This is a genomic window from Bacillus sp. CH30_1T, from assembly GCF_008364765.1.
GTDB lineage: Bacteria > Bacillota > Bacilli > Bacillales > Bacillaceae_B > Rossellomorea.
Genome location: NZ_VTUY01000013.1, coordinates 82,261 through 98,937 on the forward strand (window position 1 = coordinate 82,261; position 16,677 = coordinate 98,937).

Sequence of the window (16,677 nt, forward strand, 5' to 3'; positions counted from 1 at the left end):
ACTGTAAAATTCCAGTGTAATTATACTTACATTGGAGGTAAAAAATGAGAAAAACTATTTTGAAGTTAATTCTAATTACTGGACTAGTACTTTCTGCTTTCAACTTTAATAGTTCTAATCTTTATTCTAGTGATCAAGATTATCCAGATCCTACTTCAACAACTCAAACATAAATTATATAGAAAAAGAACGCCATATTTTGGCGTTCTTTTTTAAAAGGTCTTTAAAGTTAACAGCTTTTCAAAATAAAAGCTAGCTTTTTTATATTGATAAATTGATTGGTAATAATAAGCTATCTCTGTGAATAACTCAGACGTGAATTTCTTATCTTCCTTACTTTCAAAATAAGGAACTACACATTTTTCTAAATAACTTATGTATTCTTTAGAAATTACTTTTTCTTCCGTTTTATACTTAAGCAAAAAAAATTTAATTTCATATACTTTATTTTTCACTGATCTGCTTAACTTGATCCCAGATTCAATATGCTGATAAATTTTTATTACATCCTTTTCTTTAGTCAAGATCATTAATAAAGAGATCATATAAAAAGAATTTAGTTGCTGAGACGCGTTCTTTTTGAGTTCCAAGCTTCTTCTGAAATAGGATTTTGCTTGGTCAAGATCTTTTAGTAAAAAGTAACTGTAACCTATATTATGTAAAATTTTCGACTTAAAGTCTTGAGGAACTTTATTATCATTGTTATTTTCAATAACATTTTTCATTAATGATATAGCTTCCCCAGGGTTGTTCATATCATTTAAGTTAATACCCAGTAATAAATTGCATTCTAAACACCGTTGGAAGTTAAATTTTTTTTGAAATCCTTCCAGTGCTTTATAGGCATATATTAAAGATAATGGTGAATTGTTTAATCTACTTGTCACAAGTGAAAGTTGGTAAAATAAGTCAGGATCTTCCATTTCTAGCTCTTCAAGTATTTTCTTACTCTTTTGGAACTGCTCTAGCGAACTCTTAAATTGGTTATTTATATAATAATAAATACCTAAAAATTTATAATAATAGTATCTATATTGATACTCTAAAATACTAATCAATTCTTTGTATTGATTTAGTTTATCTTTATCAATTTTATTGGTTTGTTTTGTTTGTATAAGATACCTAAATTCGAATAGCTTAAAAAGAGCCTTAACAGATAAATCAATTGACTCCACTTTTTCTCTTAATTCTTTGTAATCTTCATGCATTTGCTTAATGTCATTAATTTTTATATTGCTATACCATTTTAAAATATGTTCACTAAGGAGCTTATCAGGGTCCTGCTGTATTTGCACTACAGTTATACCTAATCTTTCACACAATAGCTCTAGAATCTCATCACTAGGATTAATCTTTTCATTTTCAATTTTACTTAAATAAGTTGTTGAACAAATTCCTTTGGAAAGTTCGCTCTGTGTCAGTTGTTTTTTATTTCTGTAAAAAAATACTCTTTTTCCTAATTCCATAAGATTCTCCCTTTAAAATATTCTAATGAGGTGAAAAAGATAATATGCAGCAAAATATTAACTTATCTAGTCAAGAAATTTATGTTGCTCAGTTAGTCAGTGAAGGTAAAACAGATGGTGAAATCGCTAATACAATCTTCGTTAGTAAAAGAAGAGTTGGTGAAATTATATCGAATATAAAAAACAAATGGAACATCTCCACCCGAGTAGAACTAGGAATTCAAGCCTATCGTTCTGGATTGTTGAAAGAAAAAACATTTTCATAAAATTTGCAATCTATTGTAGTACAAAAAATTCTGACAACAAAATATAATTTAACCATAGGAAGGGGGGAAATTAAAATGAGTTTAAAAAACGAAGCAAATATCAAACGTTATATCAATCACTACCTAAAAGATGAAAAGATGTCAGTAGTAGTACAGCCACTTCGCATGCAAATTCACCTAGCAAAATAACAAATTATGATTCCCACTATCTATGGATGGTGGGAATTCTTTAAAGGAGGAACTATTTATGAACCAAATACTTACTGAGAAAAAGATTCTTTTACCTTTCTTAACCAAATCAAACATTGAAAGAAATATAAATATACTTAAAGAGTATTGCGAAAAAGAATTAGACTATAAGCTAACAAAAAATCTATTTATCAAAGAATGTTATTTTGAATCAATCAACTTTCTTCAGGATGTTCCTGTTCCCTACTCTAACGATGAAATGCATATCACCTTTTTTGACCAAGCCTTACAAAATAAACTATTATCATTAGGTATGATTGACCAAAGTGATCTAGAAAATGAACAACACATTTATTCCGCAGACGAACAACAATTTATTAGAGAGAATTTAAATAAGGCAATTGAATTAATAAGGGTTCTCCACCCTAACCTTCATGCTACAATAAACACTCTTGTTGGTACTTTCTTAATATTAAAGAAAGACCTCTTTGGCGGGGGATCTGTTTCAAATGTTTTAGGACTAATATGGTTAAATCCACAATCAGATTGGACAATAGTTGACTATGCAGAAGCGGTCTACCATGAGTTTATTCATCAAAGTATTTTTTTAGACGATATGGTAAATTGTATGTTTCCTAATGCAAATGACTGTGCCACTGAAGAAGCACTTGTAACCTCAACAATATTAGAAATGAAACGGCCATTAGACAGATCATTTCATGCTGCAGGAGTCTCAATTGGTATAATGCATCTTTATTTTATGTTAAATGACAAAAATAAGTCTAAACAATACTTAGAAAACTTAAAGTTAACCCTAGATGAAGTAAACCTAAAAAAGAAGTTTTTAGGGGAACAAGGATTACTGACTTTAGATTTAATGAGAAAATTTGTAGATAATCCGAATTTTAAGGATATTACGTATTCTCTTAATAACTAAATTTTCCAGAAAATAGAACTCATTAGAAAACTAATGAGTTCTAAATTTTTTTATAGGTGTAATTGTTTAATCTTGCTTAATACTAGGGTATCTCTGGACTTTATTACTAGAAGTGTTACTAATAATAATAAAACTCCTGAGATATTGAAAACCCAATGAATGCCAAATTTATCAACAATGATACCAAAGACTAATGAAGTAACACCAAAAATACTTGTTACGAGCGTCATTTGGGCTGAGAAAACTTTAGGTAATAAATCTGTTGTTGTGCTTTTTTGTAGTATAGTTTGCTGAGACACATCTTTAGGTTGTGAAAATAAACCTATCATACCAGATAGGATTAAAGCTAAAATAGGTATTGAGATATTACCAAAAAACAATGTTAATACCGCACTTAGGCTTGTTCCTAATAAGATGAAATTATAAGAATATCTTTCCAACAATTTGTCTTTCTTTAAGGAAAATAAAGACCCTACAAACAAACCTAGAAAAAATGATCCGTTAATATATCCCCACCATTCTTTATCCACACCTAACGCTTCTTCAACATAGATATATAGAATTGCTGCAATCCAGACAACACTTGCGATAGTTTCCATGATATCCATACTGATTAATGTTCTCAGTCTTTTATTATTCCAAATTAATATCCAACCTTCTTTTAACTGTGTTCCTTTACTAGTTGTTAATGGCTGTTCTACTTTTTTTACATTTTCTATCAATCCAATTAAAATAGATGAAAAAAGATATAAGACGCAAACTGTTAATATTACTAACTTATATCCAATTAACACCAATAAAATACTACCAATTGGCCAACTACCTAATTTGATTGTTTGATATAGGGCAGAAACTAAACTATTAGCCTTTACCAACTGTTCTTCAGAAACAAGAATAGGCACTAGTGAGTTCTTTAATGGGTTAGCACACCCATCTAATAACCCAATCAGAAAGACTATAACTAACAGTAGAAATATTGAGTCAAAGGAAATGTAATAAGAAAAGCACCATAACACTAACAATAAACCTGTTTTCATTAACTGAGTCACAAATAAAAGTTTATTAATAATATATTTATCTATTAATAGTGGAGAAATAACTCCAGAGATAAACATTGCACTAGTAATTACAAGTGGAACCATTGCAGTTAAAGTTGCTGATTGTGATAAGTTATACAGTATAGAAATAGTTGCAATTATATAAAAAACGTCTGCTATGTCTGCTATTGATTGACCTATCCATAAGTAATTAAACGACCTATTTTTAAACATTTTTATACCCCTTTTATTCTACCAATAGTAAATTTATTTAGTTTTATCATTTTAACTAGTAACTAAGAATTCACATCGGGGTATATCCTTTCTATCCTAAAAAGGGGTATAGATTTCAGGTTTTTATTATCCTAATTATCCCATAACAAGTTATTATTTGCAATTTTCTTGTGTTTTGCTAATGCCTTAGACTTTTACTTCTCTTTATTATTTTCTCGAATTATTTCTTCTTGAATGGACATAATGTTATTTTGAAGCAAATCATTATAAGAAAGAGAGGTAAATCAATGATATGAGAGGACATTTCTACAGAAGAGGTTGCAAGTGCAAAAAGAAAAAATGCATTTGTGGCTCAAAGTGGGCTTTTACCATTGATATTGGACTAGATCCAATCACCGGAAAAAGAAAACAAAAAGTAAAGAGCGGTTTTATTACTAAACAGGAGGCTGAAGAAGCTGCTGCCACTCTAATTCATGAAGTAAACCAAGGAATATATTTAGAGGAAACAGATAAAACCTTCAGTGATTTTGCAGCTGAGTGGCTTCCCGTCTATAGTGATTCAAAAGATGTAAAGCCCGGAACTATTCGTGTACGCCTCCATGAGATTGGAAAATTGTTGACCTACTTTGCTCAACTAAAATTAAAAGACATTACAAGAAAGATGTATCAAGATGCTTTAAACGACCTAAAAGACCAAGGTTACTCTGATAGTACCAGGGATGGAATTAACAGAACAGGAAGAATGATATTCCGAAAGGCACTCGAACTGGAGCTAATTAAGAAAGACCCTACCGAGTTTGCTTATGTAAAAAAAGATAAGAAAACGATTGAACAGTTAGAGGAAGAGGAAATTCCAAAGTACCTTGAAAAAGAAGAGCTCGCCTTGTTTTTAGAAACAGCCAAAAATAGTGGGCTTGAACATGATTACCTGGTGTTTTTGCTCTTAGCCTATACAGGAATAAGGGTTGGAGAGCTAGTTGCTCTTAAGTGGAAGGATGTGGACTTCATAAACCACAACATAAGTATCACCAAGACTTATTACAATCCCAATAATAATACCTTAGAGTATCAATTAGTGACACCGAAAACCCGAAAGTCAAGGAGAAAAATTGTTGTAGATGAAGAAGTAATTGGAGCTTTAATGAAACATAAGGAAGTTCAAAATGAAGTAATTAAGAGAATAGGGAAAGGTTACTACGATCAAGATTTTATATTCGCGAAGATGGAAAGAAAATTCGGTTATCCAATTGTCATTAAGACTGTACAAAACAGAATGAAGAGACTACTTAATATGGCCGATTTAAATTCATCATTAACACCACACTCTTTGAGACATACGCATACGTCTCTCTTAGCAGAAGCCGGTGTTTCGCTTGAACAAATCATGGATCGGCTCGGTCATACAGATGATCAAATTACTAAAAATGTGTATCTCCACGTAACCCATGAAATGAAAAAAGAAGCTTCCCAAAAGTTCAGCGAACTCATGAGAAGCCTCCATTAATATCCTCAATGTTAGCAAAATGTTAGCAAACCACTCTCACCTTACCAACAAATCCTTATCTATCAAGGGTTGAGGGGGCAGATTACATCATGCCGCCCATACCACCCATACCGCCCATGCCACTCATGTCTGGCATGCCGCCGCCGCCTTCTTCAGGAATGTCCGCTACTACTGCTTCAGTAGTTAGGAACATTGCTGCTACAGACGCTGCGTTTTGAAGTGCAGAACGAGTTACTTTTGTAGGATCAACGATACCTTTTTCGATCATGTTTACCCACTCACCAGTAGCTGCGTTGAAACCGACACCTACTTCTTCTTTCTTCAGGCGTTCTACGATGATAGAACCTTCTAATCCAGCGTTGTGAGCGATCTGACGGATTGGCTCTTCAAGAGCACGCAGCACGATGTTGATACCAGTTGCCACATCTGCATCCGCTTCGATTGATGCTACTTTATTGTATACGTTCACCAGGGCAGTACCACCACCGGAAACGATACCTTCTTCTACTGCTGCACGAGTAGAGTTCAATGCGTCTTCGATACGAAGTTTACGCTCTTTAAGCTCAGTTTCAGTTGCAGCTCCGACTTTCACGACTGCTACTCCACCTGCAAGCTTAGCAAGGCGCTCTTGTAATTTTTCCTTGTCGAATTCAGAAGTGGATTCTTCTAATTGAGCACGGATTTGGTTTACGCGAGCTGCGATTTTTTCCGGATCTCCAGAGCCTTCTACTACAGTAGTGTTTTCTTTCGTTACGACTACTTTCGCAGCGCGGCCAAGTTGAGTGATGTTTGCAGATTTAAGATCCAGTCCAAGATCCTCTGTGATCACTTCTCCACCTGTAAGAACCGCTAAGTCTTCAAGCATTGCTTTACGACGGTCACCGAAGCCAGGAGCTTTAACAGCAACAGCGTTGAATGTTCCGCGAAGTTTGTTCACAACAAGCGTTGCAAGTGCTTCACCTTCAACATCTTCTGCAACCATTAATAGTGGCTTACCTTGTTGTACAACTTGCTCAAGAACAGGAAGTACTTCCTGGATGTTACCGATTTTCTTGTCAGTGATTAAGATGTATGGATTTTCAAGAACAGCTTCCATTTTGTCAGAGTCAGTCACCATGTATGGAGATGCATATCCACGGTCGAATTGCATTCCTTCTACCACGTCAAGCTCTGTTGTGAAACCTTTAGATTCCTCGATTGTGATAACACCGTCGTTACCAACGCGCTCCATTGCTTCTGCGATCAGTTGACCTACTTCTTCGTCAGCCGCTGAGATAGCCGCAACTTGAGCGATGGAATCTTTGCCTTCGATTGGCTTTGAGATCACTTTTAATTCTTCGATAGCCGCTTGAACCGCTTTTTCGATACCTTTACGAACTCCGACAGGGTTAGCACCAGCTGTAACGTTTTTAAGACCTTCACGGATCATCGCTTGAGCAAGGACCGTTGCAGTCGTTGTACCGTCACCGGCAATTTCATTTGTTTTGCTTGCTACTTCAGCAACCAGTTTTGCACCCATGTTTTCGAATGCGTCTTCCAGTTCGATTTCTTTAGCAATCGTAACACCATCATTTGTAATAAGTGGTGAACCAAATTTTTTCTCAAGTACCACGTTACGTCCTTTTGGTCCAAGAGTTACTTTTACTGCATTTGCTAATTGATCTACACCGCGAAGCATGGAACGGCGTGCTTCTTCGCTGAATTTAATATCTTTAGCCATTGATAAAGTCCTCCTCTTATTTAAATAAAGTATTGGTTTTTATATACGAAGTTTGATTATTCGCCAACTACAGCCAGAATATCGCTATCACGAAGGATCAGGTATTCTGTGCCTTGGTATTTCACTTCTGTACCAGCGTATTTAGAGAAAATGATTCGATCGCCGACAGCTACCTCAAGAGCAACGCGCTCACCGTTGTCAAGAATGCGACCAGTACCTACAGCCATCACTTTACCTTCTTGTGGCTTTTCCTTTGCGGAATCCGGTAGCACAATACCGCTTGCTGTTTTTTCTTCTGACTCAACTAGCTCGATAACGACGCGATCACCTAGTGGTTTTAACAAGTGAAACAACCTCCTTGAATTATGTAAATGAAATTTATTAGCACTCGATCGTTGTGAGTGCTAACACAACTATTATATTAATTAATTCGTTTTCATTTTGCAAGAGTCCTGCTTAAATTTTTTTTCGTCATATTTCTCTTTTTTTCACACCTTCCTATACTATGCCTCCTCATATGGCTTTATTACATAAATCGATTGAAGTGTGACAATTCTAACAAAACCCTTAGATTTGAACAGTTCCTCTTTTCTTAGTAGAATTGTACAAGAGTGAGTTCAAGATGAAATGAGGTTATTCCTCATCGAACAGATGCTAAAGGAGATTATACGTTGAAAAAACATTTCGGATATATCTTAATTACCTATATTGTCATGCAGCTTTCAAGTGTTGTAGGCATCCCCTTATTATTTAAGATTGGTGTAGATGTGCTTGGTCAACCCGAAGATACAGTTAAGAGTGTTGTTCCGGGATACTGGCTCGTGATCAGCTTTACGTTAACCCTGCTTGTTGTATGGGGCATTCTAAGGAAAAGTGAAACAAGCACAGGACTTGAACGAACCGCTCCCATGAATGCAGGGGGGTCCATTGTATGGGCAGTGGTCGGGATCTTTATGGCGTTCATTGCTCAATCCGTCGCCATACAAGTCGAGTATGCGCTTGGAATCGAGATGGGATCTGAAAACACTCAGATGATTATCAGCATTATTGAAAAGGTACCTCTATCCATGATGGTCGCTGCAATCATCGGACCTATACTGGAAGAGATTGTATTCAGAAAGATTATCTTCGGTGTTCTTTATGAGAAGATGAACTTCTTCTTCGCCGCATTAATCAGCTCTGTTATTTTTGCCCTTTCTCATTTTGAGCCTGAGCATGTGACCTTGTACTCTGCCATGGGCTTTACCTTTGCGTTTCTTTATGTCAAAACGAAGCGGATACTGGTTCCAATATTTGCCCATGTTGCCATGAATACAACGGTCGTTCTAATGCAATCTATCTATAAGGATGAAATTGAAAAAATGATCAACGAAGCTGAACAAATACAAGGATTTATTGGAGGATTATTTTTATGAGGAGGTCACCATTATTCTCAGGCGTGATCTATCTCCTTCTCGGTGTGCTCTTCACATACTTTGCTGTACAAAATGTACAGGATGATGGTTGGGGATTTTTCACTTATATGCTCGTTTTTCTGGCAACCCTTGATTTTGGTTCAGGGTTGCGGATGGTGTTGTTGCATTTCAAAATCAAAAAGAAAATAGAGAATAAAAAATAAGGATTGATCATTTGATCAATCCTTATTTATATCCTCGAACTGTTCCATTTCAAGCTTTTGTTCTGCTTCTAAAACCTTTTTATATCCGATTTTAGAAATCCAAATACTGATTTCATAAAGAAGCAGCAAAGGAACGGTTACCATTAAATGCGAGACGATGTCCGGCGGTGTAATGAAGGCCGCAATGACCAACAATACGAAGTACGCCACTTTTCTCATTTGCACCAGCAGCATCGGGGTAATAATCCCCAGGCGTGTCAGAAACAGCATAATAACCGGCAGTTGAAATAGAAATCCAAATGGAATGGTTATTTGAAACAAGAAATGAAAGTATTCATTAATTCCAATCACTTGCTGGATATTCAAATTGGTTGATAAACCCATCATGAATTTCACAACATATGGAAACAAAATAAAATATGAAAATGACAATCCACCTAAGAAAAGAATGACAGAAATCGGTATGTAACTAAGCGTTACCTTCCTCTCTTTCTCATATAAGCCTGGACTTACGAACGACCATACTTGAAATAGAATGATGGGTGATGTCATGATGATCGCAATAAACATGATCATTTCCATATAGATTTTGAGAGGGTCTGTAATCCGAAAGGCGTTCATCGTCAATTCTTTCGCTTCATCCGCGTGCTGCAAATATCGAATCAACGGTTCCGCAAGAAAAAAGCTCACGATTACCGCTAACAAGAAGAAAACGACTACAAACATGAGTCGTTTTTGCAATTCTCCTATATGTTCATAGACTGTCATGTCTCTTTGACTTTGACTCATGGCGTTCATCCTACCCTACTTAGCTTTTTTACTATTATCGTCCTCATCATCTGCTAAGCCCTTTGTTGCATTCTTAAATTCACGTAATGTATTACCAGCTGCTTTCCCTAACTCAGGCAATTTCTTTGGCCCAAAGATCAGTAAAGCAACAACCGAAATTAATACGATACTACCTGCACCTAACATAATGAGACACCTCCTCTTTTACCATTCTATCATAACGTATTTACGAATCATTTTCTATTCGGATATGATTCCATCTTGTGACATTTCCGTGTCATCCTCTGAATAATGCTTTAAGAAGTATACCAGTGATTGAAGCTCAACTGCCAGATCAATATGATGTACGCGGATATGGTCCGGCACCGTTAATCTTGCAGGAGTGAAATTCAGGATTCCTTTAATATTTGAAGATACCAATCGGTCTGTGATATTTTGAGCAGAAGATGCCGGAACTGTGAGAATGGCCACTTCAATATCATGCCCTTCAAGCTTCTCTTCTAAATCATCTAAATGAAAAACGGGTACATCGCTGATTTGTGTCCCAACCTTCTTTTCATCCACTTCAAAAGCCATTTCAATCTTAGTATTATTATTCTTTATGAAATTATAGTGAAGAAACGCTGTACCGAGATTCCCTACACCTATCAGCACAACCTTCGTAATGGCATCTTGATCTAATGTCTTACGAAAAAAGGATAGTAGGTAATTGACATTATATCCATAACCCTTTTTACCTAACGCTCCAAAATAAGAAAAATCTCTGCGTATCGTGGCAGAATCAACCTTCACCGCTTCACTCAATTCTTTCGATGAAACCCTCTGCTTTCCCGAAGAGTAAAGATTCTTGATAAAGCGATAATATAGCGGAAGGCGCTTAGCCGTTGCCTGTGGAATTTTCGTTGTATCCTGGTTCATATTGTATTCCCCCACATCTATTCAAAACCTCTGATACCGCTTCCAAAATTGAAAGCATACAGAATTTAATACTCTACTACCCATCATACACTATATTTTATCCTAAGTGTACGAAGATTAATAGTCGATTTATTGCCGTCCCCCTCCAAAATACGGTACACTAGCACTATGAAATAGAGGTGAAACGTCATGATTCTACTACAAGTGAATCAACTAACGAAAAACTTTGGTGCCGATAATATCCTATCAAATATCAAGCTTGAAATACAGACAAGAGATCGGGTGGCTCTCGTCGGACGCAACGGGGCAGGAAAGTCGACTCTTTTAAAAATAATTGCAGGTCATCTCTCCTATGATTCCGGAGACATCACGAAACCAAAAGGGGTTTCCATTGGATACCTGGCTCAGAATACCGGCTTGGAATCTGATTTATCCATTTGGTCGGAAATGTTGACCGTCTTCGAGGAATTGCAGAGACAGGAAAAACAATTAAGAACATTGGAGCAGCAGATGGCTGATCCTTCGGTGTATGAACAAGAAGAGCTCTATCAACGCGTATTAAAAGAATACGATGAACTTCAAGTCAGGTTCAAGGATTCCGGTGGTTACCAATATGAAGCGGATATCCGCTCTGTTCTTCACGGATTGAATTTCGCAGATTTTGATTACGATACAAAGATATCCACATTGAGCGGTGGCCAGAAAACCCGTCTCGCTCTTGGGAAACTTCTTTTAACCAAACCTGACATTCTCATTCTTGATGAGCCGACCAACCATCTTGATATTGAGACCTTATCATGGCTTGAGACGTACCTTCAAAGCTATGAAGGAGCCGTCCTGATCGTTTCCCATGACCGGTACTTCCTGGATAGCGTCGTCAATCAAGTGTATGAGATTTCCCGGAACCGAAGCAAGAAATACCTGGGGAATTACAGTAAATACCTTGAACAGAAAGCGGAAGACTACGAAAAGGATCTTAAGATGTTCGAGCGCCAGCAACAGGAGGTCGCGAAACTCGAAGACTTCATTCAACGGAATATCGCCCGTGCCTCGACGACCAAGATGGCCCAAAGCCGCAGAAAAAAGCTGGAACGAATGGACAAGATGGATAGGCCATTGGGTGATGAGAAATCTGCCAACTTTGCTTTTCAAATTGATCGTCCAAGTGGAAATGATGTTCTTCACGTCCAAGACCTTACCATCGGATATGGAAAAGACGAACAGATTTCATCTCACATCGACTTCTCTGTTAAAAAGGGAGACAGTATCGCTCTTGTAGGTCCAAACGGAATCGGGAAATCGACCCTTTTGAAAACATTGGTCAATAAACTGCAACCTCTTGAAGGAGCATATAAATTCGGATCAAATGTTTCGATTAGTTATTATGATCAAGAACAAGCCGAACTATCTTCCAATAAGACTGTCTTAAATGAACTGTGGGACGAATACCCAATGAAAATGGAAAAAGAAATCCGCACTGTACTTGGAAACTTCTTATTCTCAGGGGAAGATGTCTTAAAGCCTGTTTCCACACTGAGTGGTGGAGAGAAGGCACGTCTGGCACTTTCCAAGCTCATGATGGAAAAAGGGAATGTCTTGATCCTGGATGAACCGACGAATCATCTGGATCTAGACAGCAAAGAAGTGCTGGAGAATGCCTTGATTGACTACCCTGGGACGATTCTCTTTGTATCACACGACCGTTATTTCATCAATCGAATTGCTACAAAGGTTGTAGAACTCTCCAAAAGGGGATCGACCGAATACCTTGGCGATTACGATTATTATGTAGAGAAATTACAACAGCAGGAAGAATTGGCTGCACTCGAGCGGATGGAACAAGGAGTACAAGTGTCATCACAGGTGACCACTCAAAAACAGTCCCACAAGATCGATAAAGAGGCGAAGAAGCTTGAGCGTCAACGAAAACGCAGAGTAGAAGAAATAGAAGGTCTCATGGAAGGTCTTGAAGAAGACATCCAGTTAAAAGAGGATCTCCTCTGTGACCCTAATATTTTTCAAGATCATGAAAAGGTTCAGGACATCAATGACTCCCTCACAAAAGCAAAAGAAGAGCTTGATTCTCTATTGGAAGAATGGACAGAAATCGAGGAGATTCTTCAAGAAGAACAATAATCCACAGGATTGGGGATAACTAGCGAACCCCAATCCTTTCTTATTCCACATCATTATCCACAATTCAAATCCCGTTCATCCTTTAAAAGCAGAGGTTTTCCACATAATCCACAATTCCAACACGAGTTATCCACAAACTTTTCCAAAGAATAGGTCATTCATACTAGAGTTTTTCACATAGTGTACACATCATTTATGTAGTTACTAACATTTCATCCACAGTCTGTTGATAAAACGTATGTTCGTTACTTTCTCCTCTCATTCACTCACAAGATATCAACAAAACCGAGAACAATAACTATACCCAATAAAAAAAGCTTAAACGAAGTTTCGCCTAAGCTTTCCCTTTTAGAAATTCTCTATATCAAGTCCAGGATGAGCATTCATGTCCATGCTTCCTCTTTTTCCTCGTTCAAATAAAATCGTTCCAGCAGCTGCAATCATAGCTGCATTGTCCGTACAAAGGGATATCGGAGGGATGATTAACTCCACTTCCACCTCTTCAAATGCTTCTTGAAGGGCAGCACGCAAGCCTTTATTGGCGGCAACTCCACCAGCCAGTAAAACTTGTTCCACTCCATATTCCTTTACAGCTTTAACAGTTTTGGTTACTAACACATCAATCACACTGGCTTGAAAGCTCGCTGCCAAATCCTGTGGATGAATGGTTACTCCTTTTTGCTTCGCATTGTGTAGCGTGTTAATAACCGCCGACTTCAATCCACTGAAGCTAAAATCATAGGAACCCTCTTCAAGCCATGCACGGGGCAAATCAATATTAGGTTCCCCTTCATGAGCTAACCGATCGATATGGGGTCCCCCCGGATACGGAAGACTCAAAGTCCGGGCCACTTTATCATAAGCTTCTCCCGCTGCATCGTCCCGGGTCTCCCCGATCACTTGAAACGAACCGTGGTCTTTCATGAACACAAGCTCTGTATGACCTCCGGAAACAACTAATGAAAGCAGAGGAAACCTCATCTCTTTCACTAATCGATTGGCATAAATATGTCCTGCAATGTGATGGACACCCACCAAAGGTTTGTTATGAGCAAAAGCCAGTGCCTTGGCAGAATTGACACCAATCAGAAGGGCTCCCACCAAACCGGGGCCTTCCGTCACGGCGACACAATCTATTTCGTCCATCGTCATACCAGCTTGTTCAAGCGCTTCCTCCAGCACAAATGTAACCTGCTCCACATGATGACGTGAAGCAATTTCAGGGACGACCCCGCCGAACCGCTTATGACTTTCAATCTGAGACGAGACAATATTCGCCACAATCTCTGTTCCATTTTTTACAATCGCCACAGCTGTTTCATCACAGCTTGTCTCGATTCCCAATACAAACGTATCTTTTTTCATAAATTCACCCACATTACTAAAGCATCCTCTTGATTATCAGAATAATACCGCTTACGGATTCCTCCATCTTGAAACCCGAGCTTCCGATATAAATGTTGTGCCGGTGTATTCGATACCCTGACTTCGAGGGTCATCACACGAGCTCCAAATTCAATCGCAATACCCATGATCTTGCGCATGAGGCCTTCTCCCAAACCCCGCCCCCGATAATCCGGGAGCACAGCCACATTTGTGATATGTGCCTCATCCACTACAAGCCACACCCCACAATATCCTGCAAGCTTGTCTTCATCCTCGGCAACGAGATATGTAGACAGGTGGTTATGTTCGATCTCATTCAGGAAAGCTTCCCGACTCCAAGGAATGCTAAAAGATTGATCTTCAATTTCCATTACAGCATCTAAATCATCAACCGTCATAAATCGTATATCCATATTCTAACGATCCTTTATTTTCTATTCAGATTTTTTTTGAGATTCCAGCCATTTCACTTCTGCTTCAGCCATCCGTATATAATTAGGGAGCACTTCATGCGCCGATGTCTCTTTCAGACCACTACCAATAAAAGCAAGCTCAGACGGACGTGGATTATGACTGACAAAAGGAGCGATTTTTGCTTGCTCTCCCAGGACTTCCTTAATCATGCTCTCGTGAAGGGCAACATCATTGCCGACAAAGAGTATATCTTTATTAAAATCTTTTAACTTCTTCACCCATTCTTCCAGCAGTATGTTGCAATCATCTTCCACACTTTTTAATTGATCTCCCTGAAACTCATAGAGTCCAGTGTACACCTGTCCCCTTCTTGCATCGAACAAAGGAACAATATATCCTGTAAAATATCGTCCAGATGAAGCAAGTGCTGCAAGACTTGATACTGGAATGAGCGGGATGCCCAGAGACCATGCAAGGGTCTTTGCTAAGGTGACTCCTATCCGGACACCTGTATAGGAACCAGGACCATTTGCAACGACAACCTTCGTTAAGTGTTTCGCCTCAATCCCGCAATCCTTCAACAATTGTTCGATAGCCGGCATGGCTCTTACTGAATGATTCTTCTTAATATAGGTAGTGTACTCCCCAACTACCTTGTCCTCCTCGATAAGCGCAACGCCTAACGGATAATTGGAGGTATCAATCGATAATATCGTCATGACACAATCTCCTTACACAATTCACTATATCGATCACCATAGGGCTTCAATACGATTCTTCTCGTGGAATCGCCTTCCCGGTAAATCGATAGACTTAATAATTCTTCCGGAAGTTGATCTTGAATTAAGTGAGCCCACTCAACGACGGTTACACCTTCCCCTTCAAAGTATTCATCGAATCCCAAATCTTCAAAGGAATCATCCAACCTGTATACATCCATATGATATAGAGGCAAACGGCCCCTATATTCTTTAATGATGGTAAAGGTGGGACTGTTAACCGTTTTCGTGACACCAAGGCCCTTGGCAAGACCTTTGGTAAATGTCGTTTTTCCTGCCCCAAGATCACCTTCTAATGTTAACACAGTTCCAGGATTCAAATGACCTGCCAATTTCTCTGCAAACTGGCCTGTTTCCTCCGGACTGGTCGTTATGATCTCAAACTGATTCATGTTAATCTCCTCAATTGTCATTTAGAGTATAAAAAAACCTTAGGATCATTTGTTACCCTAAGGGAGAATGTATATATGTAGTTTACCCTTTTTCGGGTATGAGAGTAAAGGTTGTGGTCACAGACAATAAAAAAAACGAAACAAAGTTTCGTTTGAATTAACAAAAATGGCGGTCCGGACGGGACTCGAACCCGCGACCTCCTGCGTGACAGGCAGGCATTCTAACCAACTGAACTACCGGACCAAAGTTTTTTGAGCTAGCAAAATAACTATCCATGCGTGACTCATTAAGGATTATGCTATCCCTAGTCAAAAATGGTATTGCGGGGACAGGATTTGAACCTGCGACCTTCGGGTTATGAGCCCGACGAGCTACCGAACTGCTCCACCCCGCGACGATATAAATGTTACTTAAGATGATAACTACTATCTATTCTACTATATGCAGCTTCACTAATAAAGTGATTATGCAAAAAAATAAAATTTCGCCTGGCGACGTCCTACTCTCACAGGGGGAGATCCCCCAACTACCATCGGCGCTGAAGAGCTTAACTTCCGTGTTCGGCATGGGAACGGGTGTGACCTCTTCGCCATTATCACCAGACGAATATTTAATTGAAGGGTTGTTCCTTCAAAACTAGATAAAGAATTGATATCAAGAAAGCCGAATACCGACCAATTGTTGTTCATTTAAAAAATGACTCTTTGTGGTTAAGTCCTCGATCGATTAGTATCAGTCAACTCCACATGTCGCCATGCTTCCATCTCTGACCTATCTACCTAGTCATCTTCTAGGGATCTTACTCACATACGTGATGGGAAATCTCATCTCGAGGGGGGCTTCATGCTTAGATGCTTTCAGCACTTATCCCTTCCGCACATAGCTACCCAG

The 16,677-nt window shown here is 38.3% G+C and carries 17 protein-coding genes, 2 tRNA genes and 2 rRNA genes; 6 read left to right on the forward strand and 15 right to left on the reverse strand.

The window, feature by feature from the left end; genetic code table 11:
• Window positions 1–212 precede the first annotated feature (212 nt).
• The gene (locus F0342_RS21220) at window positions 213–1,466 is read right to left on the reverse strand and encodes a helix-turn-helix transcriptional regulator (protein WP_149157828.1); all 1,254 of its coding nucleotides are present in this window, start codon (window positions 1,464–1,466) and stop codon (window positions 213–215) included.
• A gap of 44 nt (window positions 1,467–1,510) precedes the next feature.
• Between F0342_RS21220 and F0342_RS21225 the strand changes: the two genes are divergently transcribed.
• Together F0342_RS21225 and F0342_RS25570 are read left to right on the forward strand one after the other, a co-directional pair.
• Window positions 1,511–1,732: a response regulator transcription factor gene (locus F0342_RS21225; protein ID WP_149157829.1), complete on the forward strand. Its 222-nt coding sequence runs from the start codon at window positions 1,511–1,513 to the stop codon at window positions 1,730–1,732.
• Between the two features lie 247 nt (window positions 1,733–1,979).
• A complete protein-coding gene (locus F0342_RS25570; RefSeq protein WP_262481845.1) occupies window positions 1,980–2,858 on the forward strand; it encodes an aKG-HExxH-type peptide beta-hydroxylase in 879 nt (292 codons plus the stop codon).
• Between the two features lie 50 nt (window positions 2,859–2,908).
• Here the strand turns inward: F0342_RS25570 and F0342_RS21235 are convergent, their stop codons facing one another.
• Window positions 2,909–4,129: an MFS transporter gene (locus F0342_RS21235; RefSeq protein ID WP_149157830.1), complete on the reverse strand. Its 1,221-nt coding sequence runs from the start codon at window positions 4,127–4,129 to the stop codon at window positions 2,909–2,911.
• Window positions 4,130–4,421: 292 nt separating this feature from the next.
• Here F0342_RS21235 and F0342_RS21240 point away from each other — a divergent pair, with 292 nt between their 5' ends.
• Window positions 4,422–5,633 carry a site-specific integrase gene (locus tag F0342_RS21240; protein WP_149157831.1) on the forward strand — a complete coding sequence of 404 codons (1,212 nt, stop codon included), beginning with the start codon at window positions 4,422–4,424 and terminating at the stop codon, window positions 5,631–5,633.
• 82 nt (window positions 5,634–5,715) lie between these two features.
• On the opposite strand, the gene groL is transcribed toward F0342_RS21240, so the two are convergent.
• Window positions 5,716–7,353 (reverse strand): chaperonin GroEL, encoded by a 1,638-nt coding sequence (groL, locus tag F0342_RS21245; protein WP_149157832.1) that lies wholly within the window; start codon window positions 7,351–7,353, stop codon window positions 5,716–5,718.
• A gap of 56 nt (window positions 7,354–7,409) precedes the next feature.
• The gene (groES, locus tag F0342_RS21250) at window positions 7,410–7,697 is read right to left on the reverse strand and encodes a co-chaperone GroES (RefSeq protein ID WP_034766060.1); all 288 of its coding nucleotides are present in this window, start codon (window positions 7,695–7,697) and stop codon (window positions 7,410–7,412) included.
• A 327-nt stretch (window positions 7,698–8,024) separates the two neighbouring features.
• Here groES and F0342_RS21255 point away from each other — a divergent pair, with 327 nt between their 5' ends.
• Window positions 8,025–8,768, forward strand: coding sequence for a CPBP family intramembrane glutamic endopeptidase (locus F0342_RS21255; RefSeq protein WP_149157833.1), 744 nt, complete (start codon window positions 8,025–8,027; stop codon window positions 8,766–8,768).
• On the forward strand, window positions 8,765–8,971 hold the full coding sequence (locus F0342_RS21260; protein WP_148971341.1) for a YdiK family protein: 207 nt from the start codon (window positions 8,765–8,767) through the stop codon (window positions 8,969–8,971). The genes F0342_RS21255 and F0342_RS21260 overlap by 4 nt, the downstream gene beginning before the upstream one ends.
• Window positions 8,972–8,986: 15 nt before the next feature.
• Here F0342_RS21260 and tatC read toward each other — a convergent pair whose 3' ends face one another.
• From tatC to F0342_RS21275, 3 genes are read right to left on the reverse strand one after another with little or no spacing between them, the layout of a single operon-like run.
• Window positions 8,987–9,760: a twin-arginine translocase subunit TatC gene (gene tatC, locus F0342_RS21265; protein WP_149157834.1), complete on the reverse strand. Its 774-nt coding sequence runs from the start codon at window positions 9,758–9,760 to the stop codon at window positions 8,987–8,989.
• 15 nt (window positions 9,761–9,775) lie between these two features.
• Entirely contained in the window at window positions 9,776–9,946 is a 171-nt protein-coding gene (locus F0342_RS21270) for a twin-arginine translocase TatA/TatE family subunit (protein ID WP_149157835.1), read from the reverse strand.
• A 54-nt stretch (window positions 9,947–10,000) separates the two neighbouring features.
• Entirely contained in the window at window positions 10,001–10,678 is a 678-nt protein-coding gene (locus F0342_RS21275) for a redox-sensing transcriptional repressor Rex (protein WP_149157836.1), read from the reverse strand.
• A 189-nt stretch (window positions 10,679–10,867) separates the two neighbouring features.
• Here F0342_RS21275 and F0342_RS21280 point away from each other — a divergent pair, with 189 nt between their 5' ends.
• A complete protein-coding gene (locus F0342_RS21280) occupies window positions 10,868–12,814 on the forward strand; it encodes an ABC-F family ATP-binding cassette domain-containing protein (protein WP_149157837.1) in 1,947 nt (648 codons plus the stop codon).
• 348 nt (window positions 12,815–13,162) lie between these two features.
• On the opposite strand, the gene tsaD is transcribed toward F0342_RS21280, so the two are convergent.
• The 8 genes from tsaD to F0342_RS21320 all read right to left on the reverse strand — a co-directional run.
• Window positions 13,163–14,179, reverse strand: coding sequence for a tRNA (adenosine(37)-N6)-threonylcarbamoyltransferase complex transferase subunit TsaD (tsaD, locus tag F0342_RS21285; RefSeq protein WP_149157838.1), 1,017 nt, complete (start codon window positions 14,177–14,179; stop codon window positions 13,163–13,165).
• On the reverse strand, window positions 14,176–14,613 hold the full coding sequence (gene rimI / locus F0342_RS21290; RefSeq protein ID WP_149157839.1) for a ribosomal protein S18-alanine N-acetyltransferase: 438 nt from the start codon (window positions 14,611–14,613) through the stop codon (window positions 14,176–14,178). Before rimI ends, tsaD begins: the two co-directional genes overlap by 4 nt.
• Before the next feature lie 21 nt (window positions 14,614–14,634).
• On the reverse strand, window positions 14,635–15,333 hold the full coding sequence (tsaB, locus tag F0342_RS21295; protein WP_149157840.1) for a tRNA (adenosine(37)-N6)-threonylcarbamoyltransferase complex dimerization subunit type 1 TsaB: 699 nt from the start codon (window positions 15,331–15,333) through the stop codon (window positions 14,635–14,637).
• A complete protein-coding gene (gene tsaE / locus F0342_RS21300; protein WP_149157841.1) occupies window positions 15,330–15,785 on the reverse strand; it encodes a tRNA (adenosine(37)-N6)-threonylcarbamoyltransferase complex ATPase subunit type 1 TsaE in 456 nt (151 codons plus the stop codon). Before tsaE ends, tsaB begins: the two co-directional genes overlap by 4 nt.
• A 167-nt stretch (window positions 15,786–15,952) precedes the next feature.
• Window positions 15,953–16,029: transfer RNA gene (locus F0342_RS21305), tRNA-Asp, on the reverse strand.
• Between the two features lie 77 nt (window positions 16,030–16,106).
• Window positions 16,107–16,180, reverse strand: a tRNA-Met gene (locus F0342_RS21310).
• A gap of 92 nt (window positions 16,181–16,272) precedes the next feature.
• Window positions 16,273–16,389, reverse strand: a 5S ribosomal RNA gene (gene rrf, locus F0342_RS21315).
• Between the two features lie 103 nt (window positions 16,390–16,492).
• Window positions 16,493–16,677 (reverse strand): 23S ribosomal RNA (locus tag F0342_RS21320); the annotation flags it as partial.